Annotated in this window: 14 protein-coding genes and 1 riboswitch; of the genes, 2 read left to right on the forward strand and 12 right to left on the reverse strand. The window is 29.4% G+C overall.

Annotation, left to right across the window (positions count from 1 at the left end; translation table 11 throughout):
- Positions 1-153: 153 nt before the first annotated feature.
- On the forward strand, positions 154-483 hold the full coding sequence (locus ACJDTP_RS06695) for a hypothetical protein (protein ID WP_406760817.1): 330 nt from the start codon (positions 154-156) through the stop codon (positions 481-483).
- A gap of 58 nt (positions 484-541) precedes the next feature.
- Here ACJDTP_RS06695 and ACJDTP_RS06700 read toward each other — a convergent pair whose 3' ends face one another.
- From ACJDTP_RS06700 to ACJDTP_RS06745, 10 genes are all read right to left on the reverse strand, one after another.
- Positions 542-2,059 (reverse strand): Tn7-like element transposition protein TnsE, encoded by a 1,518-nt coding sequence (locus ACJDTP_RS06700; protein WP_406760818.1) that lies wholly within the window; start codon positions 2,057-2,059, stop codon positions 542-544.
- The gene (locus ACJDTP_RS06705; protein ID WP_406760819.1) at positions 2,056-3,600 is read right to left on the reverse strand and encodes a TnsD family Tn7-like transposition protein; all 1,545 of its coding nucleotides are present in this window, start codon (positions 3,598-3,600) and stop codon (positions 2,056-2,058) included. The genes ACJDTP_RS06700 and ACJDTP_RS06705 overlap by 4 nt, the downstream gene beginning before the upstream one ends.
- Before the next feature lie 36 nt (positions 3,601-3,636).
- The gene (locus ACJDTP_RS06710) at positions 3,637-5,313 is read right to left on the reverse strand and encodes an ATP-binding protein (protein ID WP_406760820.1); all 1,677 of its coding nucleotides are present in this window, start codon (positions 5,311-5,313) and stop codon (positions 3,637-3,639) included.
- Positions 5,313-7,463, reverse strand: coding sequence for a Mu transposase C-terminal domain-containing protein (locus ACJDTP_RS06715; RefSeq protein ID WP_406760821.1), 2,151 nt, complete (start codon positions 7,461-7,463; stop codon positions 5,313-5,315). Before ACJDTP_RS06715 ends, ACJDTP_RS06710 begins: the two co-directional genes overlap by 1 nt.
- Entirely contained in the window at positions 7,460-8,296 is an 837-nt protein-coding gene (locus tag ACJDTP_RS06720; protein WP_406760822.1) for a TnsA endonuclease N-terminal domain-containing protein, read from the reverse strand. The genes ACJDTP_RS06715 and ACJDTP_RS06720 overlap by 4 nt, the downstream gene beginning before the upstream one ends.
- Before the next feature lie 250 nt (positions 8,297-8,546).
- The gene (glmS, locus tag ACJDTP_RS06725; protein ID WP_023974767.1) at positions 8,547-10,373 is read right to left on the reverse strand and encodes a glutamine--fructose-6-phosphate transaminase (isomerizing); all 1,827 of its coding nucleotides are present in this window, start codon (positions 10,371-10,373) and stop codon (positions 8,547-8,549) included.
- Between the two features lie 664 nt (positions 10,374-11,037).
- Positions 11,038-12,183, reverse strand: a complete 1,146-nt coding sequence (locus tag ACJDTP_RS06730; protein WP_406760823.1) for a mannitol-1-phosphate 5-dehydrogenase — start codon at positions 12,181-12,183, stop codon at positions 11,038-11,040.
- Position 12,184: 1 nt separating this feature from the next.
- Positions 12,185-12,625, reverse strand: coding sequence for a PTS mannitol transporter subunit IIA (locus tag ACJDTP_RS06735; RefSeq protein WP_011967596.1), 441 nt, complete (start codon positions 12,623-12,625; stop codon positions 12,185-12,187).
- A complete protein-coding gene (locus ACJDTP_RS06740) occupies positions 12,625-14,676 on the reverse strand; it encodes a BglG family transcription antiterminator (RefSeq protein ID WP_077868899.1) in 2,052 nt (683 codons plus the stop codon). The genes ACJDTP_RS06735 and ACJDTP_RS06740 overlap by 1 nt, the downstream gene beginning before the upstream one ends.
- 538 nt (positions 14,677-15,214) lie before the next feature.
- Positions 15,215-16,624 carry a PTS mannitol transporter subunit IIBC gene (locus ACJDTP_RS06745; RefSeq protein WP_017209775.1) on the reverse strand — a complete coding sequence of 470 codons (1,410 nt, stop codon included), beginning with the start codon at positions 16,622-16,624 and terminating at the stop codon, positions 15,215-15,217.
- A gap of 349 nt (positions 16,625-16,973) precedes the next feature.
- Between ACJDTP_RS06745 and ACJDTP_RS06750 the strand changes: the two genes are divergently transcribed.
- Positions 16,974-17,459: a MarR family winged helix-turn-helix transcriptional regulator gene (locus ACJDTP_RS06750; RefSeq protein WP_406760824.1), complete on the forward strand. Its 486-nt coding sequence runs from the start codon at positions 16,974-16,976 to the stop codon at positions 17,457-17,459.
- 185 nt (positions 17,460-17,644) lie between these two features.
- Here the strand turns inward: ACJDTP_RS06750 and ACJDTP_RS06755 are convergent, their stop codons facing one another.
- Both ACJDTP_RS06755 and ACJDTP_RS06760 read right to left on the reverse strand, forming a co-directional pair.
- Positions 17,645-18,781: a trans-sulfuration enzyme family protein gene (locus tag ACJDTP_RS06755; RefSeq protein ID WP_171779788.1), complete on the reverse strand. Its 1,137-nt coding sequence runs from the start codon at positions 18,779-18,781 to the stop codon at positions 17,645-17,647.
- A gap of 33 nt (positions 18,782-18,814) precedes the next feature.
- The gene (locus ACJDTP_RS06760; protein WP_406760825.1) at positions 18,815-19,963 is read right to left on the reverse strand and encodes a trans-sulfuration enzyme family protein; all 1,149 of its coding nucleotides are present in this window, start codon (positions 19,961-19,963) and stop codon (positions 18,815-18,817) included.
- Between the two features lie 137 nt (positions 19,964-20,100).
- Positions 20,101-20,219: riboswitch (SAM riboswitch) on the reverse strand.
- Positions 20,220-20,285: the final 66 nt, after the last annotated feature.

The following is a 20,285-nucleotide window of genomic DNA, read 5'->3' on the forward strand; positions in this document are numbered from 1 at the left end:
TCCATATGATAAAACTATTATATCATACCAATAAGCCTATATAAAATAGTTATTCCTATATGTAAATCATACCATATTTTCTGCATTATGTACAGAAAATGATTGCATAAGATCCTTTCATATTATATAATTCATTATATCGAGGTGTATTGTATGCAAATAAGAAATAGAATTAGAATTAATCAAAATATAGATACTGAGTTATTAAACGAACTATATTACATTTCAAAATCATTAGATTTTCCACAAAGCCGTATACTTGAATTCGGAATGAAGTATGCTTTAAAAAAGCAATTACTTCCATCAAAAAGAAGCGTCATTAGATCTCCTATAAATTTAACTATCAATCAAAACTTATGGAATGATTTTAAAATTTATTCTAAACAAAACAATATAAAACTTGTTCATTTACTGGAAGAATCACTTAAATATTCAATAAAAATATATAAAAAAGATTTAAAAAGTGATCCTAAATCCTTCTAAACTTTTTAATCAGTGGTAATTATATACTTTATATTTTTATATCATAAAAAATAATATATTATTTTATACAACTCATAATATTATACAAATAATTTTTACTATGATTTTTTCTATATATCATAATATTTTCTTTTTCTAGATTAGCTAATATTTTATTGCTCCACTTTCCACTTTCTTGAACTAAACCATTTAGTAATTCTCTAAATATCACTTTAAACTTTTTCCTTGAAGTTAAACTCAATATTAAAGTAGATATTAATTTTACTTCTCTTTGAACTTCAATAATTCCAAAAGCATCGCCGTTAGTTTTCAATATTTCTATTATCAAACACTTTCGTCTATCTATCCCATTACTTAAATATGAAAATTTCCTTCCTAATGGCAACATTACAATTCTCATATCCACCTTTTCAATCCAGTCAAGCTTTTCTAATTCTCTTAGATTATAAACGAATTCATTCAATTCCACTGGTATTATTGTTTCATCTAGTGCTGATGTTTCAATCCCGCTTGCTTTCTTCACTCCACCTTCAGAAGACAAAGTTCTTAAATTATCATCATCTAAAATATATTTCTTAGTATTATTATCCTCCTTTGTTCTTAAATTTTGGCTACCTTCTTTTTCCTTTTTTACAATTGGGATATTAATATACTCTTGTATTATTAACCTATTATTTATTCTTTCACCATAATCCTTAGCTCCATCAATACCACTATCAATTGTCCTATCCTCAGACTTATTATTTAAGTATGTATAAGTTCTTAATTTTGCTTCATTACTTTTCTTACGTTCTTCAAAACTAGGATGATATGCCTTTAATTCATCTATATTAATTTCTTTTTGATTAACTTTTAATATTTCTATTATGGTAAAGCCATACTTATTTTTCTTCACTCTAGCTGTAATACTTAAGTTTGACATATTGAAATCAAAATATAGTTTTCCTTTGCTAAACATATTGAATCCAATATCATCACACATTTTTAAAATTTCCTCATTACTTATAATCCAAGCCAAATGATTATAATATTCGTTTTTTAAATAGGATCTCTTATATTGATTAGTGAAATCTATTTTAAGCTTTCTATCCTCAAGCTCATACGTAAAATAATCTTCCCATGCATCATTATATAAAATAGCATTTAACATAAAGGTATTTGGTGCTAAAACAGCTCTTACTATTTCAATTATTGGAATAGTATATAGTACATTGTGTTTCCAAAAGCTGAAGGTTTTTGACTTACTTCTATATTTACTTTTTAATATGTACCATTCTGTTTCATTATACTTAGGGGTAATACCGCTTAAATCTATCTCTATTGTTTGCATTCCTCCTTCATCATCTATTATTTCTCCCGAATTTAAATCTCCATCTGTATAATATTTATCTATCGATAAAAAATATAAGTTAGCCCAATCTTGAATAATCCTTTCTGTACTTGCACCATCATTAAAATATGTATCAAGCATCCACTTATTGTTCAATTTAAATGGTTCTCCAATCCATATCAATTTAGTCTTTTTGCCTTTCTCAAAAGGCCAATTATCTAATTTAAGTTTTTTTCTTTCCCTCATAATTTAGTCTTCACCTGTTTCCCCTCTAAATACTTCTGTAATTCACATTTTATATTTTTAAAATGTTCACTTCTAATCCCAGCTATTCTTTGAATCTTCCACATTTGTATATTTTCTAATTCTTCATTAATTAGCCTATCTATTACTTTCTTTGCTCTTCTTATTTCAAAGGCTTCTGTACTTTCACAAACTTCATAAAAAAAACTCTTTGTTAATGGCAATAATTCTATTTTCTTTTCTATGTTAGCTAATAATCCTAAAGACTTAGCTAAATTCCCTTTAGTAATTCTAATCATAGCTTCATCATTGATTAACGCTTCATGTTTATCTTTCAATAATTTTAAGTATTGCTTATCTCTTTCGCACCAATCTACTCTTTGCTTATCCTGCTTTACCTTACCCTTAACAGGCAAATTATTAAAAAGCCATTCTTTCTCATATCTATAAAGGTACATATATTCTTTTTTGCATTTATTTCTTATACAAGATCTGGAAACACCACTGTCATTACCTATAGCTTTTAGAATTGTGTCTTTATAAGTCTTCAATTTTTTTAAATTAACGTTCTCGATAAAATATACTTCATTTCTTTTTTTGATTTTATTCACAGTACAAATATCAATTTCACTAAAAAACACTTCAATATCTTCACACAAAAAATCAATAAATAGCAAGTGCCTTAAAGGATGTGAAGCTCTTTTTGATTTTCTTGATATTATCTTAAGCCAGTTATATTCGTTATCATATTCTATTTCTGAGTTTAGCTGCTTTAAAAATCCTTCACCATAATAGCTTATAAATTCTTCATATAGTTTTCTTTGATTTATAGAGTTATTGCCTTTAAGTAAGTCTTTTTTATATAACAAATATCTATATCTATTAAATATTTTTGCTTTACAAACCTTATTTAAATTATTATCTAATAGGTAATATGAAGCTTTTGCAAGCTTTAAATGTTTTTCATAGTCTTTGATTTCTATATTTTCAGCCTTCAAATCCATACCTTGTTCTCTAAATCTTATATATTCGAGCCTACTTACATCCGCTCTTTTTAATGGATACGGTTCTAATAACATTCCGTGGTGAGGGCAGAGTAGTATTCCTTCTAATTGATGTTCTCTATGAATATATGGTTCTCCCTTTTCTCTAATATCTTCAGCTGCACATATTGAACAATAAAAAATACCAGCTTTCTTACATATACCACCTGCTACAATTCCAAGCTTTGTATATATTGAAGAACTTCCTTCAAATTTTATTGCTCCAATTATTTCTTTCTTTATTTCTTCATCTATAAAAGGTAAATAGTAGGGTAGAATTGTCTGCTTGGCTATTAAGCTTTCTGAATCATATTTCTTGCCCAAAGCTTTAGATAAATATTCAAAGTTACCACCTATTTCTAAGGTTGGTATCATGGTTCTCTTTCCAAAACATTCTTCAATAGTATCCCTAAAATCCACATTTCCTGAATAATAATGATACCTAGCTATAGCTGAATATATAAGTTCATCTTTATATGGATCAGTAAAAAAATCTAACAATATTTTTCGCTCCTTTATTATCCCATCCCCCAGTTATTAGCTAATGTTTAAAAACTCCTCTATTGGATTCTTAATAAAACCTTTTTCTTTTAATAGTTCATATGGATGTACGTTTTGCTCTTTAGATGCTTCGTATATTCCTATTAAACCTTCCTTCATTTCAAAGGATTTTTTTCTACTTATATTGGTTTTTAAGGTTTCGTTAAGTTCCATTGCTTTCTTTAAAACTTGAAGCTTTTGTGAGTTATACTCTTCATCAATTAATGATTTTTCTACTACTTTTTCACATACTTTTTTAATATCTTCCACGCTTAATTCATCAAAAATATTCATAGCTGCTAGATCTAAAATTAAATTTTCAACTGTACTTCTTTTCTTAAGTTCTATAGATTTTTTTCTTTCTTTAAAGGATTCCTTAATTAAACCTGAAAGCTCTATATTTCCCTTGTAGTTTATTTCCAACTCATCAAGATTAATTGATATATCTTCATATTTTGCGATTTCAGATATATTATTATTTCTAAGCGCTTTAATCATTGGTTTAATCATCTGAAGGTCATTTTTTGCAGTCTTTCTAATAGTATCTACAGTTATTTCTTCCTTGCCTTCTTGTAAGGCTCTTTCCTGAGCTAATAGAAACAAATTAACTGCCACTGCTGTAATTCCTTGGCACTCATCATAAAATGCATCGATAAGTTTATCTGTTAAGGGTGTTATTTCTCTCAAACCTTGGAAATCCCATATAGACTCCATGAAGAAATGCCATTCCTCACTATCGCGTTTCATTCTATCCCACATAATTGAACCTTCACTGGCAGCTCTTCTTGCTTGTCTGAAGTTACCTTTAAAAATCTTTTGTGCCTTACTAGTTCCTATTAATATGGTTGGTATTCCAACCGTGTTAGTAAGTGTAACAAAGAAATTCAACATTTCTTCCATATCATTTTTTGTGTTTAATAGATGTTGTATTTCATCTATTACTAAAACACCAATTCCATATCTCCACGCTAACTTTGTCATATTAATTAACATTGTCGAGGTAACTCTATTTGAATATCCAAATTTCTCTAAGTATCTAGTTCCTAAGATATCATCTATTGCTGAAAAAAAGTTCTTACACAATGTAGATAAATTGCCATCATAGGGACAGTCAATCTTAAGCCAGACTATTTGCGTTCTAGTAAGCTTATTTTCTTTGTATTCAAAATGTTTAATTACTTGAGGATACATTAAAAGAAGTCTTTCAATAGCTGTAGTTTTTCCTATACCTGAAATTCCTATAATTGATAAGCTATCGGCCGTTGATCTTATATTGACTAATTCATCCTTTAAATCATTTTCTTTAATTGAGTTATCATCTAAGCCATTCAATATTCTTAAGTTCTGTAAGAACATTTTATCTACTGGATTTCTGCTTAGATATCCACGCCTTATAAGAGAAGATATTCTTCGTTCTAATTCAATATGTATCGGTAACGGCTGTATAAAGTTTTTGGTTCTTTTTATTATGTGATATCTTAAATTATCTGGCTTATTTCTATCTTTATCAGATATTTGTGGTAAAACCGTAAATTTTTCTATCACATCTTCCTCGTTAAATATTGGTGGCAAGGCTTCAATAAAAGGATTATACGCATATTCTTCTAATTCTTGTTCTTTATATACTGCTTCCTCAACACTTCCCTTAAGTATTGTTATCTTTTCCTCATCCATCACTTTTTCTCATTCCTTTTTCTTTTAATCATTTCCATTACTCTATTATTTCCCTTATTTTCTTGACTAAGGTCCTTGGGTCTGATTATTTCAATAACTTCTGCTATCTCAGTCTTCTTGTTTCTATTTTCTTCCTTCAAATCAAAACTCTCATTCTCTCTATTAATGGCCTTTTCTATACTTCTGTTTCGCTTTATCCCTTTCAATTTTTCTGAAGTACTCTTACTATAATCAATATCTTTTTCTTTTATCTTCCTAGCTTTGCTAACTATCTTATTAATTTCTTTTTCTAGATCTATATTATTTTGATTTTGCTCTTTCATTTGTTTTTCTTTCAATTCCGCCTCAAGCTCCTCATTGAATATGATTTCTTCTAATAAGCAGTCTTTATATTGAATACAGGTGCTAGTCAAATAACATTCATCATAACTTAAGCCATTATCAAAAGGGATGTATATTTTATTCATGTTTCTAGGATCATATACTATTTCAATACTTCTGACTTTATTATTTATAAACCATTGCTCCTTAATAGCTTTATCTGAACTATAATATAGACCTTTGAACCTTATTCCAGCTCTTGATACACTTGCTTTTCCTCTAGGCAATATATTAAGCCTTAGAATTTCTCGATTTACAGTTTTTAATCTGCCTTTTCTATTTTCAATTCCCCATTTCCATAGATTTAATGGAGTAGGAGTTATTTCATCCTCAAGCATTTCTTTATCCATCGGATATTTATCAATTATTTTACTATTATGATGCAGCACAATATTTATATAGATCCTAGTAAACTCTTCTAAGGTTAAGGTTGCATCTAGTCTATAATCCCTATCACCACGTTTTCTAAATTCTTTTTGAATTGCTCCTGGCGTTGTATGTTTTATTTTCTCATTTGTAGTCCTAAAGCTTCGCTCAACAATTCCCTTTAAATCTCCTCTATATGGTGAAGTGTTCTCAATTTTAATGCTTAAATTATTTATTAAATTTTCTACTGAATATCCTTCAAATTCTCCTCTATCTGCAATTATGATTTCAGGAATATGTTCACATGGCCATTGTTCCTTTTCTATGTTAATTCCATACACTTTACAATATTCAACCTTATCTTGAAGCATATTATCTAAAGCCATCATTCCACCAAGCCAAGAAGGGCCTTCTAAACCAACATAGATTCCTGCAATGAGTCTTGAGAAAACATCTATAATCGCATATACAATGGGTCTTCCTATAATTCTATTTCTATTTAATGAACTAACTAAATAAACATCAGCAATTGTTGCATCCACCTGAAATCTTGTACCTGGTCCATCAGTTTCTTGCTTTGAATTGTTTAATAGTTCTCTATGCTTAAGATTAAATTCTTTTTCACTTTCTCTAAAAGTGATGTCTTTCTTTATGTCTTCATCTTTCTTGAACCAATAATAAAATTGATTATAGGTAGGTATTCTTGCTATGTCCCACACTTTGTTTTTAATTTCATTATTCTCTATATAAATATCTGAATAAAAATCCTTTAGCATAAACATATATGCTTCTTTAAGTGATAACTTATTATTATTTCGATAATACTTGTTTATTGCTACTTGAAAATGCTTTTTAACTTCAGCTGTTATATTAATTCCTTCAACTATTTCACCGTGATAATTTGTTTTTTTAGGTCTTCCAACCTTATTAATTGCTAACTTTCTTTCCTTACCTTTTGCTCCTGAATTAATGTAATCAGGTAACAGAGCATTCTTATTCATTCCTCTTTGCCAATATCGACTAAACAACTTTTTTACCTTCGGAACACTTATACCTATTTCTCGTGAAATTTGCTCAAACATCATGTTTCTAGACTTTTTTTCCAGTAATTCTTCTCTATTATTAAACCAATATTTTAAAATAACTTCCCAATCTGAATCCCTTTTACTTATTTGTAATTCCGATAGAGCTTTTTCATCAATTATTTTTGCAAAAGGATCTTTAATCAATATTAATTCTTCAGCATTAATTTCTTGTGAAATGGTTTCTGTTAATTCCTTTCTAGGCATTGAAGTTGCACCATCTAGATTTACTATGTAAGTAAATTTATCTATTATATAAATAACTCTAATTCTTTCTTCCTTATTATCAATATATTTATATACAGAGTTAATCTCCATCATATAGCTTCCACCTTCTTAATTTCTTCTTCCCGTACACTAATAATAGGGATATGTTTATTAACATCAATTTCTTTTGAAATGTCTATTTGAATGATCTTATTTATAATTAAATATTTAAATATGCTTAAGCCACTTCCTTTTTCCAAATCCATATCCTTATCAAACTCAAAGCATATTTTCCTTACAGTTCTTTCATCATCAACAATTCGTTTTATAAACTCATATATTAAATCTTTCAAATCTAAATTATCAATTGCCTGAAAACAATCTACTAACATTAAATCTTTATATCCTTGTACAAAACTTATATTGTTAGCTATTATCTTATTGATTTCCTGTTCAGTTACTATTCCCCAGTCTATCTCTTTTTTCTCCCAATACCTTCTTTCAATTTCAAACTTTTCAATTATTCTTTTATTTAAAAGATCATCTTTACTTTTTATGGTTCTTGCAACTTCAAAATATTCTCCCTCCTCTTCAATTGTTACTAGAAAATCCGTAGTCATAACTATCGGCTCATTAGTTTTAGGATCCTTCGGATGTGTTATTCCAAGTTCTATAGCTATTGCCAAGGTATCTTCCAAAGGAAGTAACGGATATTGTTCTCTGATATCAACTACTTCATCTGAAAACTCAAGTAAATAAAAATAGTTTCTTTCCATATCAGACATTAATTCATGCTGCCTGCCTGTTTTAATTCCTTTTACTCTTGTCACCCTACCTAAGGACGCAACGTCTTGTATCTTTATCCACGGAAGATATTCTTTTCCTATACCACTTCCACGGCCTTCCCTAAGCATTTTATCAATATCTTTTGTTCTTTCTCTTTTCACAACCACTTCACCTCCAATATAGCAAAAAGCTAGACATTTAAATTTACTTAAAATGTCTAGCCTTCTATGAATTACCTTATATAATCAATTTAAATGGTAATACTAAACATCAAGTTTAGTATTACCATCCAATTATTTTTGATACGACTCTATTATAAATGATATAACTTTATTCAAAACGATACGACTTTGTTATAAACGATACAACTTTATTATAAAGCCACAAATATAAATTGTTTTAAATTATCAATTATTCTACTGTTACTGATTTAGCTAAGTTTCTTGGCTTGTCTATATCACAACCTTTATTTCTAGCTGTATAGTAAGCTAAAAGTTGTAATGCAACTACAGCAACTATTGGTGAAACTAAGTTAAGAAGTTCTGGAATTCTAATTACTTTATCGAAAATTGATTCATCTAATACATCATTTTCGTAAGCAATTGCAATTACTTCTGCTCCTCTAGCTTTAACTTCAACTATATTACTTACCATTTTTTCTCTTAATGATTTTTGAGTTAATAATGCTATTACTTTAGTTCCTTCTTCAATTAAAGCAATTGTTCCATGTTTTAATTCTCCACCAGCATATGCTTCTGAGTGGATATATGAAATTTCTTTAAGCTTTAATGATGCTTCTATAGATAATGCATAGTCAGCACCTCTACCTAAATAGAATACATCTGTTTCATCAGTTAAAAGATTTGCAATTTCTTCTACTTCACTTGCTTTATCTAAAATTACTTGAACTTTTTCAGGTACTAATAATAATGCTTCTTTTAATTCTTTTTCTAATTCCTTAGTCATTAATCCCTTTAATTCACTGAAATACATTGCCATCATATACATAACAACAACTTGTGTTGTATATGCCTTAGTAGAAGCTACTGCTATTTCTGGACCTGCCATTGTATATAATACGTCGTCAGCTTCTCTAGAAATTGTACTTCCTACAACATTTGTTATAGCTAAAGTTTTAGCTCCAGCTTTCTTACAATCTCTAAGAACCGCTAATGTATCAGCAGTTTCTCCTGATTGGCTTAATGTTATTACAAGGGATTTATCAGTTACTAATGGGTCTTTATATCTAAACTCTGATGCTATATCAACTTCAACTGGAATTCTTGCTAATTTTTCAATTGCTACTCTTCCCATAAGTCCTGCATTATATGCAGTTCCACAAGCTACTATAAAGATTCTATCTATATTATTAAGATCCTCTTTTGATAACTTAAAGTCTCCAAAAGTGATATCATGACTCATTGATAATCTTGATGCCATTGTATCTCTAATAGCTTTTGGTTGTTCGTTGATTTCCTTTAACATGAATGAATCATATCCACCCTTTTCAGCAGCATCTTCATTCCAAGTTACTTTGAAAACATCTTTCTTTATTTCACTTCCATCAGCGCTTAAAATTTTAGCGCCATCTTTGCTTATAACAACAAATTCTCTATCTTCTAAAAGATAGATATCTCTTGTATAGCTTATTATCGCTGGAATATCTGAAGCAATAAATGTTTCATCTTGTCCTAAACCAACAATTAGCGGACTATCTTTTCTTACTGCAATTAGCTTGTCTGGTTCTGCTCCAGTTACTACACCTAATGCATAACTTCCTTCTAATCTTTCAGTAGCTTTAACTACTGCTTTAAAAAGATCTCCTTCATAATAGTAGTGAATCAAATTTGGTATTACTTCAGTATCTGTTTGAGATACAAATTCGTATCCTTCTCCTTTAAGCCATTGTCTAAGTTCTAGATAGTTTTCTATAATTCCGTTATGAACTACAGTAATATCTCCCTTTGAACTTTGGTGTGGATGTGAATTAATATCTGATGGCTCTCCATGAGTTGCCCATCTAGTATGACCGATACCAAGTGTTCCTTCAGCTTTGCCTTGTCCTAAATTATCAGTTAAGTTAGTAAGACGACCTTTATGCTTTTCGATGCTTACCTTACCATCATTAACAACTGCAATACCTGCTGAATCATAACCTCTATACTCCAACTTTGATAATCCATCTACTAAAAAAGATTTTGCTGATTTACTTCCAAAATATCCAACTATTCCGCACATATTTATCTTCCTCTCTTTTTTCATATAATATTTAATTTTAATTCTTCTTTTAACTTCATTCCTAGCACAATTATAAAAGGGCATAGTAATCCTAGAAATTAAAATTAAAACAAAGGTTTTAACACCAGACTGAATTTGTCCTGTGAATCACTTCACAGTTTTACCAGTCGTTTACGGTAGTGCGATACCGTGGGGCACCCGCCGAAGTTTCGATACTCCCCAACCTCGTCGACGTAAATGAAACTCCAAATCTTCGATTTGGATAGTTGAATTTACTCAGCGAACGAACGTGAGTCGAGTTTCCTTTAAAAAGATTTAATTAGCTATTCGCGTAACTTATATCAAAGCTTACTATTAACTAAATTCCTTTTCTAAAAACCAACCCTGTAAAAATTCACTTTCAACTAAATCTCACTTAGTCCTGGCGCTTTTTATTGATTTTAAGATTTTCTTTCTTCTCCATTCATCACCTCTGTTTTCTTTATTTATGCCTCTTTGACTATTTTATCACATTATTTTCAATTGTCTATATTTATATATATATTTTATTATTACTTTTTGGTTACAAAATCATCTTCAGATAATTAATTATTAATATGTTAAATCACTAAAAATTATTAATAAAATATTTAAGGTGGATAATTATCCACCTTAAATGAGTTTTCTATATTGCTAAAACGTCATTATATGCCTTTTCTATCTTTTCTAATAAGTCATTATCATCGATATTAGCAACTTCTGCTATAGCTCCTTTTACGTCCCTTTCTTTTATTAATTCTTGTAGTTTTACACTTTGTGTATCTTCTTGATTATTGTAGTGTAATGCTGCACCTACTCCTAGTAATAAATTGTCAACGCTTAAGTCAAATCCTCTAGCAGTCATTAATGGTTTTATTAATCTATCACTATCACTTAATTTTCTAAGTGGTTCTCTTCCAACTCTTGATACATCATCTTTTAAGTAAGGATTTTTGAATCTTCCAATAATCTTATCTATATATTTGAAGTGAGCTTCTTTATCAAATTTATGCTTTTCTACTAAGCCCATTCCACTTTCTGTCATTGCTTTCTTAACAACATTATATATTTTTTCATCAGCTATACTTTCATCTATTGTTCCATAACCTTTTAAATTTCCTATATATGCTGTAATGGCATGACCAGTATTTAATGTGAATAGCTTTCTTTCTATATAAGCCATTAAATTATCTGCTAAATTCATTCCTTCAATTGCTGGAATACTTCCTTTGAATGCTTTTTCTTCAACATTCCATTCATAGAATTTTTCAACTACTACATCTAGAATATTTTCACTCTTAACTGGTGGAACAATTCTGTCTACAGAGCAATCTGGGAATCCAACAAATTCTTCTAAATAAGCTTTTTCTTCTTCGCTTAGACATTTTTCAACTTCTGCTTTTAATTGAGAACTTGCTTTTATTGCATTTTCACATGCAATTATATTTAATGGTGTTTTGATTCCTGCTTCTTTTCTAAGTTGTATTCCTTTAGCTATTGTTGGAGCTATTCTTGGTAATACAACAAGACCTACTGCTGTTGTTATAATTTCAGCTTCTTTTATTTCATCTAAAATTTCATCATTTATAGAAATAACTCCGCTTATGTTTTCAACTACTATTTCTTCACAATTTACATCCATTACATGTATTGTATATTTTTTATCTTCATTGATTTTATCAATTACTTCTTTATTTACATCAGCAAATACTACATGATATCCTGCTTTTGAAAGTAATGCACCTATGAATCCTCTTCCTATGTTTCCTGCACCGAATTGAATTGCTTTCATATTACATTTCTCCTTCTTCTATAATCTCCATTATTTCTTCTGGTGTCTTTGCTTTTCTAAGTCTTTCAACATTTTCTTCATATTGAATAGTTAAAGCTATCTTTGATAATATCTCCATATGTTCATCGCCTTTTCCTGCTATTCCTATTACTATATAAGCAGTATTGCCTTCGCCAAAATCTACACCATTAGGATATTGAGCTATAACTATTCCTGTTTCAAGTATTTCTTTCTTGTATTCATTCATACCATGAGGAATAGCAACACCATTTCCCATGTAAGTTGTAACTTCTTCTTCTCTAGCTTTCATTCCCTCTATATAATTATCTTTAACGTATCCTCCATTAATTAAAAGTTTACCAACTCTTTCTATTGCCTTGTCCTTAGATTCTGACGCAACATTTAATACTATTCCTTCTTTTACTAAAATTCCTTTTTCCATTAGTCTTCCTCCTCGTTATTTATAATATTAATTAAATAATCTCTAATATCTATAGTGTTACTTAGTCTTAGCATTTCAACAAATTCTTTCTTTTCTATTAATGAAACGCTTATTTTTCCAAGAATCTTAAGTATATAATTACTTTCAGTATTTCTTGCAAACATTACTATAAAGGTATCTACATCTTCTGTTGAAAATCCTATACTCTTCATAGATAAAGGTTTATTTATTCTATACACTCCTACAAATGGAGAAGTTATTGTATCACTTCTTGTGTGTATAAGGGCTACATGAGTTCCCGGAATTACAACATTTCCATTTTCCTCTCTCTTAAATATAAGATCCCTTATTACCTCTTTATCTGTTCCAATATCAATCTTGTGAATATCATCTACTATATAATTTATTAAATTAATAAATGAATCACTATCTGATTTTTTTAGCTGAAAATTCTTAACCATCGTATTGGCTAATTCATATTCGTGATTTGTCACTGTATTATCTTTTGTTTGAGCAAATAATTCTAGTTCTCTTTCATTATTACTAGCTTTAAAGTTAGAAATAAAATTACTTATATTCTCTATATCCACTTCAGTCATAAAGTGAGAAACAACAATCAGGTTATGTTTTGTTTTCAGGTTTACAGGAACAGTGGATAGGATCAAATCATATTTATTTTTATCAATTATACTATTAATGTCATGTAAAGATACTACATCAATAACATTGATTTCATTAAATATCGACTTTACTTTACTACAAAGTATTCTTGCAGTACCTATTCCACTTGGACATAAAACAAGTGCTTTTATATTCTTTGACATCGCCTGTTGCTTTTGTACTGCAACAGCAATATGCATTGTTATATATCCAACCTCTTCTGGAGGAATCTTAAAATTGTACCTAGAGAATATTAATCTGCAAGTATTTTTTATAATTTTATATAACTCTAAATAATGTTCCTTTATTTCATTAATCAAAGGATTTATAACTTTCAATCCTAAATTTAACATATAAAATGTTTGTTTAAAATGCTGAGTCAAATCCCTTATTAGCTGCTCATCTTTGGTAATATCTACATATATTTTTGTTGATATTTCCTCTGTAACCTCTTTAGCAATATTCTCATAATTAATGTCTGATTCTATAAGATGCTTATTGTTAAAAAAGTATTTGTAATCACTTAAATATAAACATAAGTAAACAAGTTCATCTTCACATATATCTATATTATTCTTTTGTAAAACACTACCTAAATATTGTATTTTTTTATATTCCTCTAAAGATAATATACTATTTTTAATCTCTTGAGGTAAATATATAATTTCTCCATTTTTTGTCTTTTTTATAGATAGCAATACTTGGATAAATAAACTAAAGTATTTGACATCATTTCCTTTAAGATAATCAAAATCTATATCTTTTAATATATCCTTTACTAATTGGATAGCCTCATTCCCAAAAACAATGTTAAACAAAGTTTTAACTATCGGATCAACTTTTTCATCATAAAGAAATGCTATTAAATCTTCAAAAGGTTTAAAATCAAAGAATAGCTCCACTAATGCATTTCTCTTATTCCACTCTGACCCTTGAATACTTATCCCATAGCTACGTTTTCTAATCACACATAAATTCTTAGATATTAGCCTTTCTTCAATATTGTCTATATCAAGGCTTATACTTCCCATTACAACATTGAACTTATGACAAAAGTACGAAGCTTTTAGTGGCTCATTACTAACTAATAATTCACATATGATAACTATTTGTCTCTGTTCTTTACTTAATAGCCAAGGAATCGGAACCATATCTAATGATTTCTTTATCTCTTCTATATTTTCTTTATTACCTGAAATACTTAAATTCATATTTTCGTCATTAAATATAGTTATACTATTCTTCTTTAATCTTTTATTAATAGAAGAAAGTTCTCTTAAAATAGTTCTCTCACTTATGTCAAGATCTTTATGAAGCCGTTTTATATTAAAAGTTCCTTCATTTAATACTGTACTTAATATGAATTGTTGTCTAGGCGTTAAATTATTCATAATATCTCACCTGATTTATCTATTATTTTGTATATATTGATAGACTGATCATATCTATAACAATTAATTTTAACTTCAAGTAGAATCTTCAGATGTCATTAGATTTTGAATTTATTAAATTCTTTTAAAAATAGATTTTCCTATTAAAGAAGATCCCATACGTACATCTTAAATAAAACTGCTAATTTAAAGTTAATAACCCTTTGTATCATAAACGTTATCATCAGATCTACCAGTTTATCCAAAGTTCAAGCTGGAAGTCACTTTGTCTAAATAAAGTTTTATATAATAAAACCTCCTATTTAATTACTATAAATTATTGCTTCTTTCAATATATATATTACTCTATATGAAACATCCTTTCAATTCAAACAAGTTCAAAACTGTGATGCATTTCTAATGACAAATTTAAAGTTTGACTATCATTCACTCTCATCTCTATTATTTATCAAATTTAAAAATGGCATTGGTAAATCAGTCCGTTTACCAATGCCTGTAAGTTATATTACTAAAATCTACTCTAATTAATAATATCTTATTATTTTAATGTGTTAATAAACTCATCATACTTAGAACGATCCAAGAAGTTCTTAACTGTAATTATATTAGCAGTTCTAGCTGATTTTCTTGCTCTTTCAACTAAGTTTTCTTGAGTGAATACAACATCTGCTTCTTGTGGAATGCTATCAACTGATGAATGTTTAACTCCAACATCAGTAATTCCAGCATCTTTTAATGCTTTTTTAAGAATAGATTCTCCCATTGCAGAAGATCCCATACCTGCGTCACAAGCAAAAACTATTAATTTAACATCAGCTTTTGATACATTAACTGCAGTTTCTGAAGCTTTTGCGCCTTTACTTTCTGCTTTCATACCTTTCATCTTAGCTTGAGCTTCTTCAAGATTTTCTTCTTCTCCATTGTCCTTTGATGCCTTAAGAATTATTGAACCAACTAAGAAAGATACAATTGCACCTACAACAACTCCTGCTAAAACAGATACATAGCTACCTTTTGGTGTCATAGCAAGTACTGCAAATATACTACCTGGTGAAGCTGGTGCTGCAAGTCCAGCATGAGTTAATACAAAAGTTAAATCTGCACATATTCCACCAGCTATTGCTGCTAATATTAATGCTGGTTTCATTAAAATGTAAGGGAAATATATTTCATGTATTCCTCCAAGGAAGTGAATTATTATAGCTCCTGGAGCTGATTGTTTTGCATTTCCTTTACCATAGAAAGTGTAAGCTAAAAGTATACCAAGACCTGGACCTGGATTTGCTTCAAGTAAGAAGAATATTGATTTACCAACTTCTTGTGCTTGTTGTATTCCAAGTGGAGATAATATTCCATGATTAATTGCATTATTCAAGAATAATACTTTAGCTGGTTCAATGAATATATCTATTAGAGGTAAAAGTCCCATATTTGTAACTATAGTAGCTAAACTTCCTAATGTGTTTGAAAAAGCTGTAACTACTGGTTCAATACAAGTATAACCTATAAGTGCTACGATTCCTCCAAAAATTCCAGATGAGAAGTTATTAACAAGCATTTCAAAACCTGTTGGAACTTTTCCTTCTAGGAATTGGTCAACTTTTTTAATTACAAATCCACCGAATGGTCCCATGATCATTGCTCCTAAGAACATTGGGATAGAAGCACCAATTACAACTCCTGTTGTTGCTATTGCACCAACTACTGCTCCTCTTTGACCATATACCATCTTACCACCTGTATATCCAATAAGTAATGGTAATAAGTAACTTAACATAGGGCCTACCATTTTACCGAAATATTCATTTGGAATCCATCCTGTTGGAATGAATAAAGCTGTAATTAAACCCCAAGCAATAAATGCACCAATGTTAGGTAATACCATACCGCTTAAAAAACTACCTAATCTTTGCACGCTTCCTTTAAGAGACGATTTGTTAGTTTCCATAATAAAACCTCCATCTATTTTTATTTATATAATTTATTATTAGTTCTTTCATTTACTATCTTAAACTATGAAGAATACCTTTTCAATTTAAACAACTTCAAATTTGAGTTACGTTTTCAATGACAAATTTAAAGTTAATGTTAAACTGTTGAAAATACATGGTTATAGCCTAAAATGATCGAAAAGAAAGCATACTTTTATTATCTTTACAAAACAAAAAAATATACTTAGTAAGTGTTTTTAACCTATTAAGTATATTAAATATTATAATAATCCTTATCTATTGTCTTCAATTTATCAATAGTTTATAATTTACTAATATACCACCTCGGGAAGGATTTGTTTTAATATGGAAAAAGAAAATTTATTTAAAGTTGCAGATTCCTTAATTAACTTTTTATGGATTATTCAAAGTAATATATTAAAAGTACAAGATATATCTAAAATTTTTCAATCATTACATGAAAATAATAAACAATGTTGCTCTGATTTTTCTATTCCTCCTTCACACGCCAGAGTTATATTCTATCTTTTTCACAGTAATTCATCTCCTATTTCTCAAATAGCAGATAATATAGGTATATCAAAATCTAATATGACTCCAATTATAGACAACCTTATTAATTATGAATTAGTTAATAGATATCCAGATCCTAATGATAGAAGGGTTCTTAGAGTTGAGCTAACACCAAAAGCTTATGATTTACTGAATTCTCTTCGTAATGCCATCTGTAGCTCTTTCGCTGAAAAAATTTCTTCTCTTTCTGATGATGAAGTAATTACGTTAGATGATTCCATAATAAACCTTATAAATATATTAAAAAAATTAAAATAACACTTACCTAATCACTTGCTTACATAAAGGATATTTTTTAAATTATAATATCTCGATTAATTCTATTTCTTTCATTTCACCAAATTTAATCGAATTATTCCTCTAATCAGAAGCATGAAAAAAGGATGATTATATAAATCACCCTTTTTCATCAACTTTTATATATAACTTATCTCTGTAATTTTTTATTTCTCCATTGCTTCTCTAAATGACTCTATTAAATCATCTATATCTTCTAACCCTACGGATACTCTTATCAATGTATCTGTTATTCCAAGCTCTTCTCTTTCTTCTTTTGGAATTGAAGCATGACTCATCTTAGCTGGATATGAAACTATAGTTTCAACACTACCCAAGCTAACAGCTACCGCTACATTCTTTACATTATTTAAAAATATTTTTGTTCTTTCAAATGTTTTGAATTTAAATGATAATACAGCACCTGCTCCATCGGCTTGTTCTAAATGTAGTTCTCTTCCCTCCATAGAATGTAATCCAAGATAATATACCTTTTCAACTTCTTCTCTTGATTCAAGCCATTCTGCTAGCTTTTGAGCACTTTTTTGAAGTGCATCTAGTCTAACTTTTAATGTTTTGATACCTCTAACCAAAAGCCACGAGTCTTGTGGTCCAAGTACTGCCCCAAAAGTATTTTGTATTTGATAAACCCTATCTCCCAATTCCTTTGTTTTAGTTACAACAAGACCTGCTATAACATCACTATGCCCTCCAAGAAACTTAGTTGCACTGTGAACAACAATATCTACTCCTAGTTCAATAGGTCTTTGCAGGTATGGTGACATAAATGTATTATCTACTATAGTTATTGCTCCATTTTCTTTAGCTAAATTACTAGCTGTCCTTAAGTCTATAACTTTTAGCAGTGGATTTGAAGGTGTTTCTAAATAAAGGCCTTTAGTATTTTCTTTGAATGCTTTTTCTATCTCTTCAATATTTGATGCATCTACAAAAGTGAATTCTATATTGAATCTTGAGAATAATTTTGTAGTAGCTCTATATGTCCCCCCATATACATCGCCACATATTATAATATGATCTCCTGCAGAGAATATTGATAATACAGAGCAAATAGCTGCCATTCCTGATGCAAATGCAAATCCGCGCTCGCCACCTTCAAGTTCTGCAATTAATTTTTCTACCACATCTCTAGTTGGATTTCCTGATCTTGCATAATCGTATTTTCCGAAATTCTCTATATCAAATTGGTGAAATGTTGATGTCTGATATATTGGAGTGCTTACTGATCCTGTTGCCGGATCTATATCTCCACTTGCATGTATTAATTTAGTTCCAAAATTCATATTTAACGCCCCATTCTATTTTAATTATAAATTTTATTTTCCTATAGCATTTTCCAAATCCTTTAGCAAATCTTCTATATTCTCTATTCCTACTGATAATCTAAGCAGATATTCATCTACTCCAAGTCTTTGCTTAATTTCTTCTGGTATCTCTGAATGTGTTTGAGTAAATGGATATGTTATTAATGTCTCTACTCCCCCTAGGCTCTCTGCAAATCTTATTACTTTAACTCTTTCTAAAATCTTGGCAACTAATTCTTTTTCTTTTACTCTAAAAGATAATGTTGCTCCAAAACCTGTCGATTGTTTCTTATTTAATTCATAGCCTTCAAAACCTTCTAAGCCCACGTAATACACCTTTTCTACTTTAGGATTACCTTCTAAAAACTTAGCTATCTTAAGTGTATTCTCTTGCGACCTTTCCAACCTTATATGTAAAGTCTTTATACCCCTTAAAATTAACCATGAATCAAAAGGAGATAAAGTTGCTCCTGTTGACATGTGAATTCTTCTTAATTTTTCTAATATTTCTTCATCATTTGCTACTATGAACCCTGCAAGTAAATCATGATGCCCACCTAAAAACTTTGTTCCACTGTGAACTACTAAATCTGCTCCTAGTTCTAGCGGTCTTTGATAGTACGGAGTTAAGAAAGTATTATCCACAATTAACAGTAACTTATTTGCTTTTGTTATTTCTGCAACTGCTTTTATATCTGTTACCTTCATCATAGGGTTAGATGGAGTTTCTATAAGTATCGCCTTTGTATTTTCTTTTATAGAATTCAATATATTTTTAGTAATTGTAGTATCAACAAAGGTAGCTTCTAATCCAAAATCCCTAAAAATATCATCAAACAATCTATATGTCCCACCATATAAATCATCAGATAAGATTATATGATCTCCAGACTTAAATAAATGTATACAGGCTGTAATTGCTGCAACTCCTGAAGAAAACCCTATCGCTGATTTTCCGCCTTCTAAAACAGCTAATGTTTTTTCAGCTTCTTCTCTAGTTGGATTTTGAGCTCTTGCATAATCATATCCTGTGCTATTATTAAGGCCATGATGTTTAAATGTGGCAGATTGATATATTGGAAAACTTATAGCACCTGTTTCTTTATCTCCACCTGATACTCCACTGACTGCAATTGTTTCAAAAGATTTTTTTAAAGTCATTATTTTGCCTCCTTAAATTTGTCTTGCTTAATGCATTACTTATTGCTAATACCAGAGATAATATTAATAAAAAAAGCCACTTCCAAAACAAGAAGTGACTTTATAGTCATATTATAAGTTCTACAAAAACTTAATTCCTCTCATTTTTCAAGATATTCTCTTGCAGGATTTAGCACCAACGAAAAAATTTATATATAAAAATTTTTCAGGTTGCCGGGCTTCAAAGGGCCAGTCCCTCCACCGCTCTTAATAAGATTAACTTATCCAGATATTTTTTTGTTAATACTAATTATACATAGTTACAGAAACTTGTCAACAATTA

Source organism: Candidatus Clostridium helianthi, assembly GCF_045310795.1.
In the GTDB taxonomy this organism is placed as follows: domain Bacteria; phylum Bacillota; class Clostridia; order Clostridiales; family Clostridiaceae; genus Clostridium; species Clostridium helianthi.

Bases quoted from the DNA above. Each gene is read 5' to 3' on its own strand.
- ACJDTP_RS06695 (WP_406760817.1), top strand. From the start codon at position 154: ATGCAAATAAGAAATAGAATTAGAATTAATCAAAATATAGATACTGAG.
- ACJDTP_RS06715 (WP_406760821.1), bottom strand. From the start codon at position 7,463: ATGATGGAGATTAACTCTGTATATAAATATATTGATAATAAGGAAGAA.
- ACJDTP_RS06700 (WP_406760818.1), bottom strand. From the start codon at position 2,059: ATGAGGGAAAGAAAAAAACTTAAATTAGATAATTGGCCTTTTGAGAAA.
- ACJDTP_RS06730 (WP_406760823.1), bottom strand. From the start codon at position 12,183: ATGAAAGCAATTCAATTCGGTGCAGGAAACATAGGAAGAGGATTCATA.
- ACJDTP_RS06750 (WP_406760824.1), top strand. From the start codon at position 16,974: ATGGAAAAAGAAAATTTATTTAAAGTTGCAGATTCCTTAATTAACTTT.
- glmS (WP_023974767.1), bottom strand. From the start codon at position 10,373: ATGTGCGGAATAGTTGGATATTTTGGAAGTAAATCAGCAAAATCTTTT.
- ACJDTP_RS06740 (WP_077868899.1), bottom strand. From the start codon at position 14,676: ATGAATAATTTAACGCCTAGACAACAATTCATATTAAGTACAGTATTA.
- ACJDTP_RS06745 (WP_017209775.1), bottom strand. From the start codon at position 16,624: ATGGAAACTAACAAATCGTCTCTTAAAGGAAGCGTGCAAAGATTAGGT.
- ACJDTP_RS06735 (WP_011967596.1), bottom strand. From the start codon at position 12,625: ATGGAAAAAGGAATTTTAGTAAAAGAAGGAATAGTATTAAATGTTGCG.
- ACJDTP_RS06710 (WP_406760820.1), bottom strand. From the start codon at position 5,313: ATGGATGAGGAAAAGATAACAATACTTAAGGGAAGTGTTGAGGAAGCA.
- ACJDTP_RS06760 (WP_406760825.1), bottom strand. From the start codon at position 19,963: ATGACTTTAAAAAAATCTTTTGAAACAATTGCAGTCAGTGGAGTATCA.
- ACJDTP_RS06755 (WP_171779788.1), bottom strand. From the start codon at position 18,781: ATGAATTTTGGAACTAAATTAATACATGCAAGTGGAGATATAGATCCG.